This window comes from Helicobacter turcicus (assembly GCF_019711685.1).
Classification (GTDB): domain Bacteria; phylum Campylobacterota; class Campylobacteria; order Campylobacterales; family Helicobacteraceae; genus Helicobacter_D; species Helicobacter_D turcicus.
This window is the reverse complement of the sequence record NZ_JAIGYQ010000008.1, coordinates 18976-33162: the sequence shown is the minus strand read 5'-3', so window position 1 is coordinate 33162 and position 14187 is coordinate 18976. Positions and strand designations below refer to the sequence as shown.

Annotated in this window: 12 protein-coding genes; 8 read left to right on the top strand and 4 right to left on the bottom strand. The window is 36.4% G+C overall.

Annotation, left to right across the window (positions count from 1 at the left end; all coding sequences use genetic code 11):
- Nucleotides 1-61: 61 nt before the first annotated feature.
- The 3 genes from abc-f to K4G57_RS06410 are packed head-to-tail and all read right to left on the bottom strand — an operon-like array spanning nucleotide 62 to nucleotide 3121.
- Nucleotides 62-2002: a ribosomal protection-like ABC-F family protein gene (gene abc-f / locus K4G57_RS06420; RefSeq protein WP_221532360.1), complete on the bottom strand. Its 1941-nt coding sequence runs from the start codon at nucleotides 2000-2002 to the stop codon at nucleotides 62-64.
- The gene (lgt, locus tag K4G57_RS06415; RefSeq protein WP_221532359.1) at nucleotides 1995-2822 is read right to left on the bottom strand and encodes a prolipoprotein diacylglyceryl transferase; all 828 of its coding nucleotides are present in this window, start codon (nucleotides 2820-2822) and stop codon (nucleotides 1995-1997) included. The genes abc-f and lgt overlap by 8 nt, the downstream gene beginning before the upstream one ends.
- A 2-nt stretch (nucleotides 2823-2824) precedes the next feature.
- The gene (locus K4G57_RS06410) at nucleotides 2825-3121 is read right to left on the bottom strand and encodes a hypothetical protein (protein WP_221532358.1); all 297 of its coding nucleotides are present in this window, start codon (nucleotides 3119-3121) and stop codon (nucleotides 2825-2827) included.
- A 77-nt stretch (nucleotides 3122-3198) separates the two neighbouring features.
- Here K4G57_RS06410 and K4G57_RS06405 point away from each other — a divergent pair, with 77 nt between their 5' ends.
- The gene (locus tag K4G57_RS06405; RefSeq protein WP_221532357.1) at nucleotides 3199-4461 is read left to right on the top strand and encodes a homoserine dehydrogenase; all 1263 of its coding nucleotides are present in this window, start codon (nucleotides 3199-3201) and stop codon (nucleotides 4459-4461) included.
- A complete protein-coding gene (locus K4G57_RS06400) occupies nucleotides 4451-4816 on the top strand; it encodes a YraN family protein (RefSeq protein WP_221532356.1) in 366 nt (121 codons plus the stop codon). Before K4G57_RS06405 ends, K4G57_RS06400 begins: the two co-directional genes overlap by 11 nt.
- Here K4G57_RS06400 and K4G57_RS06395 read toward each other — a convergent pair.
- On the bottom strand, nucleotides 4813-6219 hold the full coding sequence (locus K4G57_RS06395) for a TrkA C-terminal domain-containing protein (protein ID WP_221532355.1): 1407 nt from the start codon (nucleotides 6217-6219) through the stop codon (nucleotides 4813-4815). The two genes, K4G57_RS06400 and K4G57_RS06395, sit on opposite strands and share 4 nt — an antisense overlap.
- 55 nt (nucleotides 6220-6274) lie before the next feature.
- Here K4G57_RS06395 and tgt point away from each other — a divergent pair, with 55 nt between their 5' ends.
- From tgt to K4G57_RS06365, 6 genes are all read left to right on the top strand, one after another.
- On the top strand, nucleotides 6275-7414 hold the full coding sequence (gene tgt / locus K4G57_RS06390) for a tRNA guanosine(34) transglycosylase Tgt (protein ID WP_221532354.1): 1140 nt from the start codon (nucleotides 6275-6277) through the stop codon (nucleotides 7412-7414).
- A 165-nt stretch (nucleotides 7415-7579) separates the two neighbouring features.
- A complete protein-coding gene (locus K4G57_RS06385; RefSeq protein ID WP_221532353.1) occupies nucleotides 7580-9103 on the top strand; it encodes a YifB family Mg chelatase-like AAA ATPase in 1524 nt (507 codons plus the stop codon).
- A gap of 53 nt (nucleotides 9104-9156) precedes the next feature.
- Nucleotides 9157-10863: an ABC transporter ATP-binding protein gene (locus K4G57_RS06380; protein ID WP_221532352.1), complete on the top strand. Its 1707-nt coding sequence runs from the start codon at nucleotides 9157-9159 to the stop codon at nucleotides 10861-10863.
- Nucleotides 10863-11852 carry a glycosyltransferase family 2 protein gene (locus tag K4G57_RS06375; protein WP_236033257.1) on the top strand — a complete coding sequence of 330 codons (990 nt, stop codon included), beginning with the start codon at nucleotides 10863-10865 and terminating at the stop codon, nucleotides 11850-11852. The genes K4G57_RS06380 and K4G57_RS06375 overlap by 1 nt, the downstream gene beginning before the upstream one ends.
- Entirely contained in the window at nucleotides 11852-13009 is a 1158-nt protein-coding gene (locus K4G57_RS06370; RefSeq protein WP_221532351.1) for a glycosyltransferase, read from the top strand. Before K4G57_RS06375 ends, K4G57_RS06370 begins: the two co-directional genes overlap by 1 nt.
- The gene (locus tag K4G57_RS06365; protein ID WP_221532350.1) at nucleotides 13009-14181 is read left to right on the top strand and encodes a glycosyltransferase; all 1173 of its coding nucleotides are present in this window, start codon (nucleotides 13009-13011) and stop codon (nucleotides 14179-14181) included. Before K4G57_RS06370 ends, K4G57_RS06365 begins: the two co-directional genes overlap by 1 nt.
- The last annotated feature ends 6 nt before the right edge of the window (nucleotides 14182-14187 follow it).

Sequence of the window (14187 nt, the reverse complement as noted above, 5' to 3'; positions counted from 1 at the left end):
ATTTGCATTGCACATTATAAATACTGACACTTAGTGTTTGTCAAGAGTTTTTACAAAAACTTTACAAAGAAGCTTTCTTCTCCTCTAATTCTAAATATTGCAAAATCTTTGCATCACAAAGTGCTTTTTTCTCTTCAAATTCTAAGGATTTTTCTTGCAATTCCTGCATACTTAAAACGCCGTTATAAAGCAGGTTTTCTAGGGCTTTAAGCTCTGTTTCTAAACTTGCAATTTCTTGTGGTAGAATCTCTAAGAGACGTTTTTGGTGGTAGCTTAACTTCGTTTTCTTTTGTGTTTCTTTAGGGGATTCTTGCTTTTGTGTTATGGAATCTTGTTTGCACTCTAGCTCTAAAGCTGCATATTCCCTTAACTCACTTTGAATCTCTAAATACTCGCTAAAGCTTCTGTGTGATTCTACAATTTCACCATTTCCTTTAAACACATACAAGCATTTTGCAATTTTATCTACAAAGTAGCGGTCGTGGCTTACAAATAGAATTGCTCCCTCAAAGCTTTGCAAATACTCCTCTAAAATATTGATTGTAGGAATATCTAAATCATTTGTTGGTTCATCTAAAATCAAACAATCATAAGCTTTTGTAAAAAGCAAAGCTAGAGCGACACGATTTTTTTCGCCCCCGCTTAATGCTCCAATTTTCTTATCTAAAAACTCTTTGGGAAATAAAAAATTTTTTAAATAGCCAAAAATGTGCATACTCTTGCCACGTACCTCAATATGTTCTCCACCAAAAGGACAAAAAGTCTCCAACAAGTCTTTACTATCATCTAACATTTCTCTATGCTGGTCAAAATAGCCAATCTTTGCCTCTCCGCATTCAATGCTTCCGCTACTTGGCGCAACACTTCCTAAAAGTATTTTTAATAATGTAGATTTTCCTGCACCATTGCGCCCGACAATTGCAATCTTATCCCCTTGTAAAATCCTAGCACTGAAGTTGCGCACCAACATTTTGCCCTCAATTTCCTTGCATAAATCCTTAGCTTCAAAAAGCATTTTTTTACGATTTATTCCTTCTGTTTGATTGAAATTTTTGCGCTCCCTCTCTAATTCTAAAGTCATTTTGCGGATAATAGAGGGATTAACTTTTGCCATTTTACGCATTTCCATAATGCGTTCTTTGCGCCCCTCATTGCGTTTAACTCTTGCACGGACACCACGTGCTAACCACTCCTCCTCTGCTTTTAAGTGTTTTAGCAGTGTCTCATGGCTTTTAGCTAAACTTAATAACAAGGCTTCCTTTTGACGCAGATAATCGCCATATCCGCCCCTAAAGCTTCTAATTTTGCCATTTTCTACTTCCACCACGCGCGTTGCAACTTTATCAATAAAATATCTATCATGACTAATAAACGCTAATGTGAAATTTCCACGCAAAAGCATCTCTTCTAAGAACTCTACCATTTGCACATCTAAATGGTTTGTAGGCTCATCAAGTAGTAAAATATCAGGCTTATGGAGTAGCAAACACGCTAATGCCACACGCTTTTGTTCTCCCCCACTTAGCAAATTCACATAGCGATTTTGTAATTCCTCTAGCTCAAAAGTCTCTAGCACTTGCTTGATTTTAGATTCTAAATCCCAAGCATTGTGATGGTCTAAAAAATTTGTAAGTCGTGCGTATTCAGCCAAAAGCACCTTATCCTCTGGAGAATTCTCAAGCAATTTTCCCACTGCAAAATATCGCTCTCTTGCAAAATTCTGCTCACTAAGGGCTTCTATGATAGCTTCTTTTGTAGTTTGACCGGCTTTAAAATGTGGCTTTTGGATTAAATGTTTTAATTCCAAATCACCCTCTAAAATTCTAGTTCCACAATCACTCTCTAGCTCTCCACTTAGAATCTTAAGTAATGTGGATTTTCCTGCACCATTGCGCCCGACAATTGCCACACGTTCATTGTCTTCAATATGCAAAGATACATCTTGTAAAATCGCCTTGTAATCGTATTGTTTAGAAATATTTTGCAAAGAGATATTAGCCATTTTTTCCCTTATTTTGTACTCCCTTATGCAACCAAAGCGCAAAGCAAAATCCTCCAATAAACAAGGATAACAACTGCCCTTGTGTTAGCCACCCAAATGCAATAAAGCCTAGTTGCGCATCTGGCTCTCTAAAAAACTCTGCTATAAAACGCATTAAAGAATACAGCATTCCATATAAGATTCCAATCTCTCCAATAAAACGTGCTCTTTTGCGATACAAATACAATAACACAAACACTATAATCCCTTCTAAAAATGCTTCGTATAGTTGGCTAGGATGCCTTAGGATTCCATCTACTAAGATTCCAATACCGCTTGTTGTCTCTCGCCCTACAAGCTCTTGATTTAGAAAGTTTCCAATACGTCCAAATACATAACCTAGCGGGATACTAAGCCCAGCTAAATCCATAAAAAGCCAAAAATCCATCTTTTTTGCTTTTGCAAAAAGAATAGACGCAATTAAAAATCCAATCACAGCTCCATGGTAGCTCATTCCACGAATTCCAACAAACTGCCCATTATGGTCAAAAGGATTAAAAATCTGCCATGGCTTCCCTAGATAATACAAAGCATAGGGATCATAAAAGATAATGTAACCTAAACGCGCACCTAAAATCACTCCCACTTCTGCCCAAATAAAATAACTATCAAGCATTACATTTGAGATAGGATAGGAATCTTTTTTAACGAGCCACTTTGCTACAAACAACGCTACTAAGAGTGCTAAAACATACATGATTCCATACCAATGCACTAAGATTCCAAATATGCTAAAGGCGACGGGTTCAAAATGGCTATAAATAGTATTCCACATTGTCATTTCTAACTTCCATTTTCTAGCTCAAAGAATATGTGTAGTCCAAAACGATGCAAACTCTCATACAAATAAGGACTCGCAATTAAAAAGCGAAATTTAAAACCATCTTTGCGTGCAAGCTTTAGCAAATAACCAAGAATAAAAAAATTTATCTCTTTTGCTTGTGGAATCTTAAATTGCACCTCCACTTTTCCTGCTTGTTTGCGCTTCTCTAAAAGCACTTTTAAGTCGTAATAATCAGTCATTTCTTTCATTTTTCCATGTAAAATATAAAAATTATCTTCAACTTGTTCTATTCTCAAAACCTACCCTTAAAAGTAAATAGCGCATTTTACCAAAAAACGCTATAATCGCCCTTTAGTTTTCATAAAGGGCATATATGAAGGAACTTGCATTAGGAATCATTGGTTTAGGCACGGTTGGCAGGAGTGTTGCAAAGATTTTAAAAGAAAATCAAGACTTAATTGCAGCACGTGCTGGCTGTGCAATTTATATTAAAAAAGGCGCAGTAAAAGACCTCTCCAAAAGCCGTGAAATTTTTGATTTTCCTATTACCAATAATATTGATGAAATCCTAAATGACCCTGAAATTGATATTGTCTTAGAGCTAACAGGGGGTGTGGATACGCCTTTTGAAATCGCTAAGAAAGCCCTAAGGAATTCCAAATCTCTAGTAACTGCTAATAAAGCAATGTTAGCCTACCATCGCTATAGTCTCCAACAAATTGCTGGGGACTTGCCTATAGGCTTTGAAGCGAGTGTTGCAGGTGGAATCCCAATCATCAAAGCTTTGCGTGATGGCTTAGGAGCAAATCATATTTTAAGCATTCATGGAATCATTAATGGCACTTGTAATTTTATTTTAACCAAAATGAAAGACTTCGGCATGGAGTTTGATGCAGTGCTAAAGGAAGCTCAAGAATTAGGCTATGCAGAAGCAGATCCAACCTTTGATGTTGGAGGATTTGATGCAGCACATAAACTTTTAATCCTTGCAAGCATTGCCTATGGGATTGACGCACGCCCAAATGACATGTTGATTGAAGGAATCACACAAATCACACAAGAAGACATTGCCTTTGCTAAGGAATTTGGCTACCACCTAAAGCTTCTAGGCATTGCTAAAAAAGATGGTGATTGTATAGAATTGCGGGTGCATCCGACATTTTTACCAAAAGACGCAATGTTAGGCAAGGTTGATGGTGTAATGAATGCTATTAGTGTCGTTGGTGATTATGTAGGAGAAACCCTATATTATGGAGCAGGCGCGGGAGGAGAGGCTACGGCAAGTGCTGTGATTTCTGATATTATTGAAATCGCACGTACTAAAAGTTCCCCAATGCTAGGATTTAAAACTACAAACCACATCTTAAAACTAAAACCTATAGAAGAGATAACAAGCGCGTATTATCTGCGTATTTTAGTGCTAGATAAGCCCGGAGTGCTTGCAAAAATTGCCACTATCTTAGGAGAGATTGGAATCTCTATTGATACACTTTTACAGCATAACCACAAGCATTACTCCACGCTTTTACTCTCAACGCATATTTGCAAGGAAGCAGAGATTAGGCTTGCAGTTGCACGCATAAGCGCACTTGAAGTGGTTAAAGCTAAACCGACAATGATTCGCATTGAAAAATAACACAGATTCTACAACTCAAAAAGGCAAGAAGGCTGAAGATTATACTTGTGTCTTTTTGCAAAAAGAGGGCTATACAATCTTAGAGCGCAACTTCAACACACGTTTTGGTGAAATTGACATCGTGGCAAAAAAAGATGAAGTCTTGCACTTTTTTGAAGTCAAAAGCGGAATCGGATTTGAACCTATTCACAACATAACCCCAAGCAAACTCCAAAAACTTAGTAAAACCATAGAAATTTACTTAAAAGAACGTCATCTAAGCTTACCCTATTGCCTAAACGCATTAATCTTAAGCAAAAATACACAAAGTGAAGCCTTTAATGTGCGTTTAATAGAAAATATCACACTCTTTTAAACAGAAATTGGCACAAAAAGTTGCGGGATCTTAATTAAATATGCGCTTAGATTCTCTACATCACACATTGAAAATAGCGGATTACGTTTAATTCCTGCTTTTCTTAAAGGCAGAATTTGTAGCATATTTTTTTGGTGGTTTAACCAGAGGATTGGATTTTGCGCACTAGAAGTATCAATTTCTAGCTTTTTATTAAACACTTTTGCAATATGTTTGTAATAATCTAGTGCTTGTTCGTGATTTTCTTCATTTGGATCAAAATCATAAAGCAAGATTTTCAAGCCTAGTTGTGTGGAAAAATCAAATACCACAGAAGAAATTTTCTCTGCCTCCTCCGTATCTCTTGGCAAAACCACAACGCTATGTGTTAAACTCTCTATAAGCTCCACCCCAAACTTTAAAAGCGGAATCCCTAAATCTAACAAATACCCGCGATAATGACTAAAACAATATTCCTCTAATAAAATTAAGCCGATGTTTTTACTTGCCCTATCCTTCTCAATTAGCACCTTTAATGAAGTTTCGTGATACTCAATACGCCAAGAAACCTCTCCTGTGTTTAAAAGCTCATGGTTTTCAATCATTCTTATTGTCGCAATATCTGTAGGATTCAAAAAGCACACTTCTAGACGTTTATTTTTAAAATGCTTAAAAAGCCAAATTGTCTGGCGCAAATAGCTTTCTAAATCCTTAGAATGCAGTAAATCATAATATAACACCACATCACGTCCAAAAGGCGTTGGAAACTGCCCTGATTCCTCTTTAATACGATGGTAAATATCCCAAAGTGTATCCGGATCTCCTATGATCAAAAGCGCGTCATTTGGAAGAATCGTTGTGGAATATTTGGGCAAAATTAAGCTGTTATTGCGGTAAATTGCAGCAATTTTCCATTTCTTTTGTTTAATCACACCCACACTACGATAAGCATAAGGACTACCAAAAGGCACACTAACTTGCATAATCTCACCCTCTCCTAAACCTATGCTTTTAGCAGTTTTTGGAACATTTGGGAATTTCTCAAACAAACGGCTACTTAGCAAGTGCGCCTCATTTAGCATAATAAGTTGCTTATCACTTCTTACTAGTGAAATCTCCCCTAGCATTGTAATTTGCAGCATTTTATTATACCCACGCAACGTATGATACACCGCTTCACGCTCTTTAGCATCTTGTAAAACAATATAACAATCTGTAATTTCTGGGGTTAAAATTTCTTTTAATTTATTAGAAGCACTTGGGTCAAAGTTATATGCCTCACTATCTTGTGGAAGATTTTTAGGCAAAAGATTAGAATCCAAAGAAACAAAAATATATGCATTTTTATCTAAGTGTTTTAATGTTAAGGTTGTTAGGAATTCTTTTGCTACAATTCCGTTTAAAACACAAAGCACTTTTCGCATATATTCCCCTAAACGCGCTAAAAATTGGCGAAAATGTAGCAAAAAAAGGTTAAAAATGGAATTTAATCTGCAAAAAACCGATGGCAATGCGCGCGCTGGAATTCTAAAGCTCGCACATGGAGAAGTGCAAACGCCTATTTTTATGCCTGTTGGCACACAAGCAAGCATCAAAGCGTTAGATTTTAATGATCTCTTAGAGCTTGATACACCCATTATTTTAGCAAATACTTACCATTTATATTTGCGCCCTAATGATATAACAATCGCAACACTTGGAGGACTCCATGAATTTACAAAATTTCCTAGAAATTTCTTGACAGATAGTGGAGGTTTTCAGGCATTTAGCCTAAATAATAATGTCGAGCACAGAGAAGATGGAATCGTATTTAAAAGCCATATTGATGGCTCTAGGCATTTTTTCTCACCCCAAAAGGTGCTTGATATCCAATACAATTTAAATAGCGACATTATGATGATTTTAGATGATTTAGTGGGCTTACCAGCAAGCAAAGAACGTATTATTTCCTCTATTAATCGCACGACAAAATGGGCGCAAGAGGCAATTACCTATCACAATTTCAAAAAACAAATCACCGCAGATTCTAACAAAATCCTAACTAACAATATCTTTGCAATCGTGCAAGGCGGAATAGACAAAGAATTTAGAGAAGCAAGTGCTAGGGATTTAACAAGTCTTGGAGATTTTGATGGTTATGCAATTGGAGGACTCGCAGTAGGTGAGCTAAATACTCAAATGTATGCCACACTTGATTTTACCACTCCCCTTTTACCAAAAGAAAAACCACGTTATTTAATGGGTGTTGGCACACCACAAGATATTGTAGAAGCCATTGCTAGAGGAGTGGATATGTTTGATTGCGTAATGCCGACACGTAATGCAAGAAATGGGACAATTTTTACACATTCTGGAAAGTTCGCTATCAAATCCCCACGTTTTAAACTTGACACACAACCCTTAGATTCTAAATGCCACTGCTACACTTGCTCCAAGCATTCACGCGCATATTTACACCATTTATTCCGTGCGGGAGAAATAAGCTATTTTCGTCTTGCTAGCATTCATAATCTAGCGTATTATCTTAGTCTTGTACGTGATGCTAGGGAAGCAATTTTAAAAGGAGAGTTTATGCAATTTTATAAGAATTTTTACGCACAAATAGAGAATATATCCTAAAACAAAATATTTGAATCACATAGCACTTAGATGCAATGCTAGTTTTTAAGTAAAATGTTACAAGTAGCTACACAACCAGACAAAAAAATTTCATTTTCTTAAAATTCACTTATTCTTTGTAGCAAAATTGCTAAACTAAGGGCATCTTTATGATAGGGAACTTTTATGGGGATAAACACATTATTTTGTGCCGCGCAAATTGGTATTGTTGCTAAAGAAGTTGAAGTAGAGGTAAGCTTCACACGTGCCCTGCCGTCCTTTTCTATCACAGGGCTTGCAGGCAATGCAATCCAAGAATCAAGGCAAAGAGTGCAATCCTCTCTTCTAGCAAATGGCTTTAAGTTTCCACCTCTTAAAATCACAGTTAATCTCTCCCCATCAGATTTACCAAAACAAGGGAGCTTTTATGATTTACCCATTGCATTACTAATTGCCTTACACAATACACTAAACTTGACCACGCAAGAGAAAAAAATCTTTGCCTTTGGCGAACTAGGGCTTGATGGACGCATTAAAGACACACCTGCAATCTATCCGCTGTTATTCTCCCTTCTTAGCAACGCAAATTGCGATTCTATCTTTATTCTCCCTAAAAGTGCGCAAGAGTTTTATTCTAAGATTCCAAATCTAAAAGCCTATTATGCAGAATCTCTAAAAGAAGCTCTAGATATTCTTCAAAATCCCCCTCCTTTGCAAATTTATGATTCCACCTTGCCCTTTGCATACTTAGAGATTCCAACTCATAATGAGAAGTTTTACTACACGCAAGATTTTCCCTTAGATTTTCACGCCATTATCGGACAAGAAAGAGCAAAAAGAGCTGCGCTAATTGCCGCTTGTGGATTTCACAATATTCTATTTGAGGGCAGTGCAGGTAGCGGAAAAAGCATGATAGCCTCTAGGATTCCTTATATTCTCCCACCCTTAACTCTAAATGCAATGCTACAACTTGCGGCTACCACGCTTGAAATCTCACCAAATCGTCCCTTTAGAAATCCACACAATAGTGCCACAAAGGCTGCGATTTTAGGAAGTGCTGTTGGACAAAACATAAAACCGGGTGAAATTGGACTTGCAAATATGGGGGTGTTGTTTTTTGATGAACTTCCGCATTTTCCAAAAAGCATTTTAGAATCCTTACGTGAGCCTCTGCAAAATCATAATTTTACAATTTCGCGCTTACAGACAAAAATTACATATCCCACAGACTTTATGTTTGTGGGTGCTATGAATCCTTGTCCTTGCGGGAATCTCTTAAGTCTTACTAAAGAGTGTCGTTGCAATCAAAAAGAAATCAAAGACTATAAATCTAAAATCTCTGACCCTTTTTGGGACCGCTTAGATATTTTTGTAGCAATGCAAGAAAACACACATTTAGAATCTAGTAAAAATGCTCACCGCGTGGATTCCAAAACCCTGCAAACACAAGTTTTAAATGCTTTTAAATTCCAAAGAGAACGCGGACAGGGTTGCTTTAATGCAAGGCTTGAAGGTGCTGAATTTGAAAACTTTTGCGCACTCTTACAAGAAGAACAAGAAATCTTAGAAAAAGCGATACAAAAATTTGGAATCTCAAAACGTGGAAGTGATAAAATTTTGCGCCTCTCACGCAGTATTGCAGACTTAGAGGGGAGTAAACGTATTAAAAAATCGCATTTATTAGAAGCACTAAGTTTTCGTCGTATTTAAAAAAATTCATACTAAATTTATCCTATAATACACCCTAAAAACATAAGGTTTCTATGCTTTCTAAACTAAAATTCATCCTCTCAAACCACGATTGGCGATACATCTATGGATTGCTATTGCTTTCTTTGCTTATCTCTTTAATAGAGCTTATTGGAATCTCGGCAATCGCTCCTTTTATGGCAGTTGCAAGTGATTTCACCTTAATTGAGAGCAAACCTTATTTTTCCTTTCCTTACACACTTTTTGGATTCCAAACTGCAAGGGATTTTGTTATCACTTTTGGCGTGGCTTTGCTTGCATTTTATGTTTTTAGAAGCCTTATAAATCTCCTTTACCAACACTTGCTTGCACGTTTCACTTTTGGACGTTATTATTTAATCGTTGGACGCCTTTTTAGGAACTATTTAGGGCTAAATTACGAAGAGTTTCTCACAAAAAATACAAGCTATTTAACAAAAACAATCACCACAGAAGCGCATAATTTCACAATTTTATTAGCCGCAGCTTTGTTTATGACTTCAGAAGTTTTTGTTGTGCTCTTAATTTATGGCACTTTGTTATTTGTAAATTTTAAAATCACATTAGGTTTAACGCTAATGTTAGCACTCTTTGGATTCCTAATGGCGCGCATTATTACTCTAAAAATCAAACATCAAGGCAGAGAAAAAGAAACACATCAAAAGAGTTTTTTTGAAATCCTTAGCTCAAGCTTTGGAAACTACAAAATCATCAAACTCCAAAGTGATGATAGTGCAATTATGCGAACCTTTTCTAGCTCTCTTTGGGGCTATTCATTAGCAAATATTAAAAACCAAACTTTTTTTCACATTCCTCGTCTTTTGCTTGAAGCCATCGGATTTTGTATGATGATTGCCGTAGCACTTTATCTTTTTATTAAAGATTCTAACAATATAACAAGCTACTTACCCTTGCTTTCAATCTATGTGTTGGCACTCTATCGCCTATTACCCTCTATTAATCGCATTTTAGATTCCTACAATAAAATCATTTTTAACTTCCGCTCCCTTGAAATCATCTATCAAGATTTAAACACGAAAATCAAAAATCTAGGCGAAAAAAAAGTGGATTTTAGCGAACAAATCTTGCTAGAAAATATCCATTTTAGCTACCAAAATAAGCCAATTTTACAGGGTGTTAATCTTCGCATTAAAAAAGGAGAGAAAGTCGCTTTTATCGGGGAGTCTGGTAGCGGTAAAAGCACACTTGTTGATGTCATCATTGGCTTACTTAGCCCAACAAAAGGAAAAATCTTAGTTGATGGTGTAGAAATTAATACAAATACTCTTAAAAATTGGCGCACTAAAATTGGCTATATCCCTCAAAATGTGTATCTCTTTTCCGGAAGTGTGGCAGAAAATGTCGCTTTTGGGAGAGATTTTGATGAACAAAAAATTATTGCTACACTAAAGAGCGCAAATATTTATGATTTTTTAATAAGCAAAGAAGGAATTCATACGCAAGTAGGCGATGGTGGAATCGCACTAAGTGGCGGACAAAAACAACGTATTGCCATTGCGCGCGCACTTTATGGTAATCCTGAAATTTTAGTGCTTGATGAAGCCACAAGTGCGCTAGACTCGCAAGTGGAGACTAAGATAATGGAGGAAATTTATAGAATCTCAGAACACAAAACACTTCTTATCATTGCACACCGCTTAAGCACGATTGCAAATTGCGATTCCATCTACAAAATACAAAATGGCATTCTAACTTCCATAACGCACAAGGATATTTTCTAATGCAAACCCAATTAAATATTAAAGATTTACCCAAAGAATTCTCCCAAAAGATTTTAGAAGAAGCACCCAAGAATCCAAACTTTCCAAAAGTTAGCATTATCTTAACAACTTATAATCGTGAGTATTTTTTCACAGAATCCATTGAGAGTCTGCTAGAACAAGACTATCCAAACCTAGAGATTATCGTTAGTGATGATGGTTCTAGTGATAATACCTTTAATATTGCTTGTGAATATGCAGAAGAAAATCCCCATATTAAAGTTGTGCAAAACTCCCATGCTAAAGGTAGTGCTGGGAACCGCAATAATGGCTTAGACCATGCAAGTGGTGAGCTAATTATGCTTTTAGACGATGATGATTTGCTTTTTAAAGAAGCAGTTTCACAGATGATTAATGTTTATCTAGCCTTTGAGCGTCGATATGGGATCATAATTGCAAACTGCACAAGAAGTGATGATGGATTTCTAAGTGGCAAGGGAGTTAGTGAATCACGCGAAATTAGTTTTCAAGAAGTGCTTTGTGGTCGCTTAGATGGCGAATTTTTGACACTTTTTGAGCGCAAATTGCTAGGACAAAGGCGTTTTAATGAAAACTTACAACGCGGAAATATGGGGCTTTTGTGGCTAAAACTTCACAAAAACCGCCCTTGCTACTATCTACACAAACCGCTTAAATTTTACAGAATCCACGCAGAATCCCTAACACAAAACCTAAAATACAAACCCCTAGAAATGGTAAAAAATTACGAACAAGATATTTTGCTTTTCTACAAAGAACGTCTAAAATGTTGCCCAGCACATCTTGCAAAGCTCTGTGCGACTGCTGCACTGCTCTACCGACAAGGTGGCAACCGCAAAAAAGCGTTTAAAAAGATTCTCCAAAGCCTAACAATCCGTCCAAATCTACTTGCGCTCCAAGTATTTGTCTGCTTATTTTTACCTGTATCCTTCCTGCCAAAGCTAAAAATCCGCCAACGCGTTGAAAAATAATGGAATCTAAAACAACTAAAAACCCAAAATTAAAGATTATTCTTGCTATCCGCTCACTTAATTTTGGTGGGGCAGAGCGACAATGGATTCTCCTTGCAAAAGAACTTACAAAACACAAAGAAATAGAACTGCATCTTTGCACCCTTTATGGTGGAGGAGAGTTAGAATCTGAAATTCATACAATCCCTCACACATGTTTAGAGAAAAAGGGACGCGGTGATTTTAGCTTTTTACTCCGTTATTATAAGCTCATAAAAACCTTTAACCCTGATTGTATTTACGCCTTTATGCCAGAGATGAATATTTTTAGTTTGCTGTGTGGGAAACTGCAAAGAAACGCATGTAAAGTTATTTTTGGATTCCGCTCTAGTGCGATTAATGTTAGCAAACTCCCCTTTGCTTCTAAGCTCTATTTTTATACACAAAAATTCCTAAGCCGCTATGCAGATGCAATCATCTGTAATTCTCAAGATGCGATTAATTTCTACAAAAGCAAAGGCTATTTTATGAAGAAAGCCTTTGTTGTGCATAATGGAATTGATACAAAACGTTTTTGTCCAAGCGACTCTAGTGCGCTAAGAGCGGAGCTTGGAATTGCACAAGATTGCTTTGTTTTTGGGATTTCTGCTAGAATGCATGCGGTTAAAGACTATCCCTTACTCGCACTTGTAGCAAAAGAATTTTTGGAAAGCTTAGGAAGCAAAAAGGACAAGGTTGCCTTTGTATCTTTAGGTAAAAGTAATCTAGAAATTTTACACACTTGCACGGAACTTCTAGCACCCTATTCTATGAAGTTCTTAGGCGCAAAAAATGCTATGGAACACTATTATCCGCTTTTTGATTGCATTGTTTCTACTTCTTATACAGAAAGTTTTTCAAACTCTATTGCAGAGGGAATGGCTTGTGGCTGTGTACCAATTGTTAGTGATGTTGGCGAGAGTAAGGTTATTGCAAATTTTAATCAAGATTCCTATCAATTTTGCTTCACTCCAAAAGATTCAAAAGGCGCATTAGAGTGCTTAAAATCCCTTTATGTACTTAAAAATTCTGCACAATTTACAAAACTAAAAGAGCAAGCAAGAGCGCATATTATAAAAGAGTTTAGCCCAAAAAACATGACAGAAAAAACACTTGAGATTCTAAAAAAGAAGCTTTAATGCAGCCCAAAAAACAACGCGTTATGATTCTTTTGTATTCCTTAGGAGCAGGAGGAGCAGAACGTATTACCTCGCTTTTGCTTGAAGCCTTACAAAAAGAATGTGCGCTTAAACTTGTATTATTAGAGGATATTTGTAATTACTCTATCCCAAAAGAGATTCCAAAAGTTATTTTAGGGAATAACAGCACACAAGAGAGCGGAATCCAAAAATTTCTAAAAATTCCATTTTTAGCATTAAAATACAAAAAACTCCTAAAAGACTGCGATATTTCACTCTCTTTAATGACACGTCCAAACTACATTAACATTCTAGCAGGATTGCTATGTGGGACTAAAAAACCTAGAATCTTAATTTCCGAACGTAGTCATCCTAGCTTACAATATGGCTATGGAAATTTAAACTCTAAAATCAATCGCTTTTTAATCAAAATGCTCTACAACAAAGCAAATAAAATTAGCGCAAACTCTCCCCAAAACCTGCAAGATTTAATCCAAAATTTTAGAGTAAGTCCGAGTAAAACCACGCTTTTATTAAACTTTTTTAATCTTGAAAAAATCCATGCACAAAGCCTAGAGGATTCTGCTTTATCTCTGCAAATTTTAGACCAAAAGGCACAAGGTAAATTCATTTTCATAAGTATTGGTCGCTTAGATAGCGGTAAAAATCACCGCTTACTCATTGATGCTATGCAAGATTTTAAAGACAAAGCTTCGCTTTTTATTATCGGTGGAGGAGAGCTAGAATCCACCCTAAAAGCGCAAATTTTAGAACTTAAATTAGAATCTAGTGTGTTTTTACTTGGTAAAACTAAGAATCCTTATGCTCCTCTAAGTTGTGCGGATTGCTTTTTATTTGCATCAAATCATGAAGGCTTTCCAAATGTCTTAGTAGAATCCTTAGCTTTAAAGATTCCAATTATCTCCACAGATTGCGCTCCTAGAGAAATTTTAGCCCCTCAAGGAAAATTTTTGGATTCCAAGTCTCAATGTCAAAGCGCAAAAGGTGGAATCCTAATTCCACTAAACTCTAAGGAAGCATTATGTTTTTCTATGGACTTTATACTAAAAAACCCAAACTTTTTTGATAAAGCTGCACTTTATGCGCAAGCACAACTTTTTAGCCAAAACACACAACTTCTCCATTATAAACAATGGATTTTAAATCCCTAAAAATTC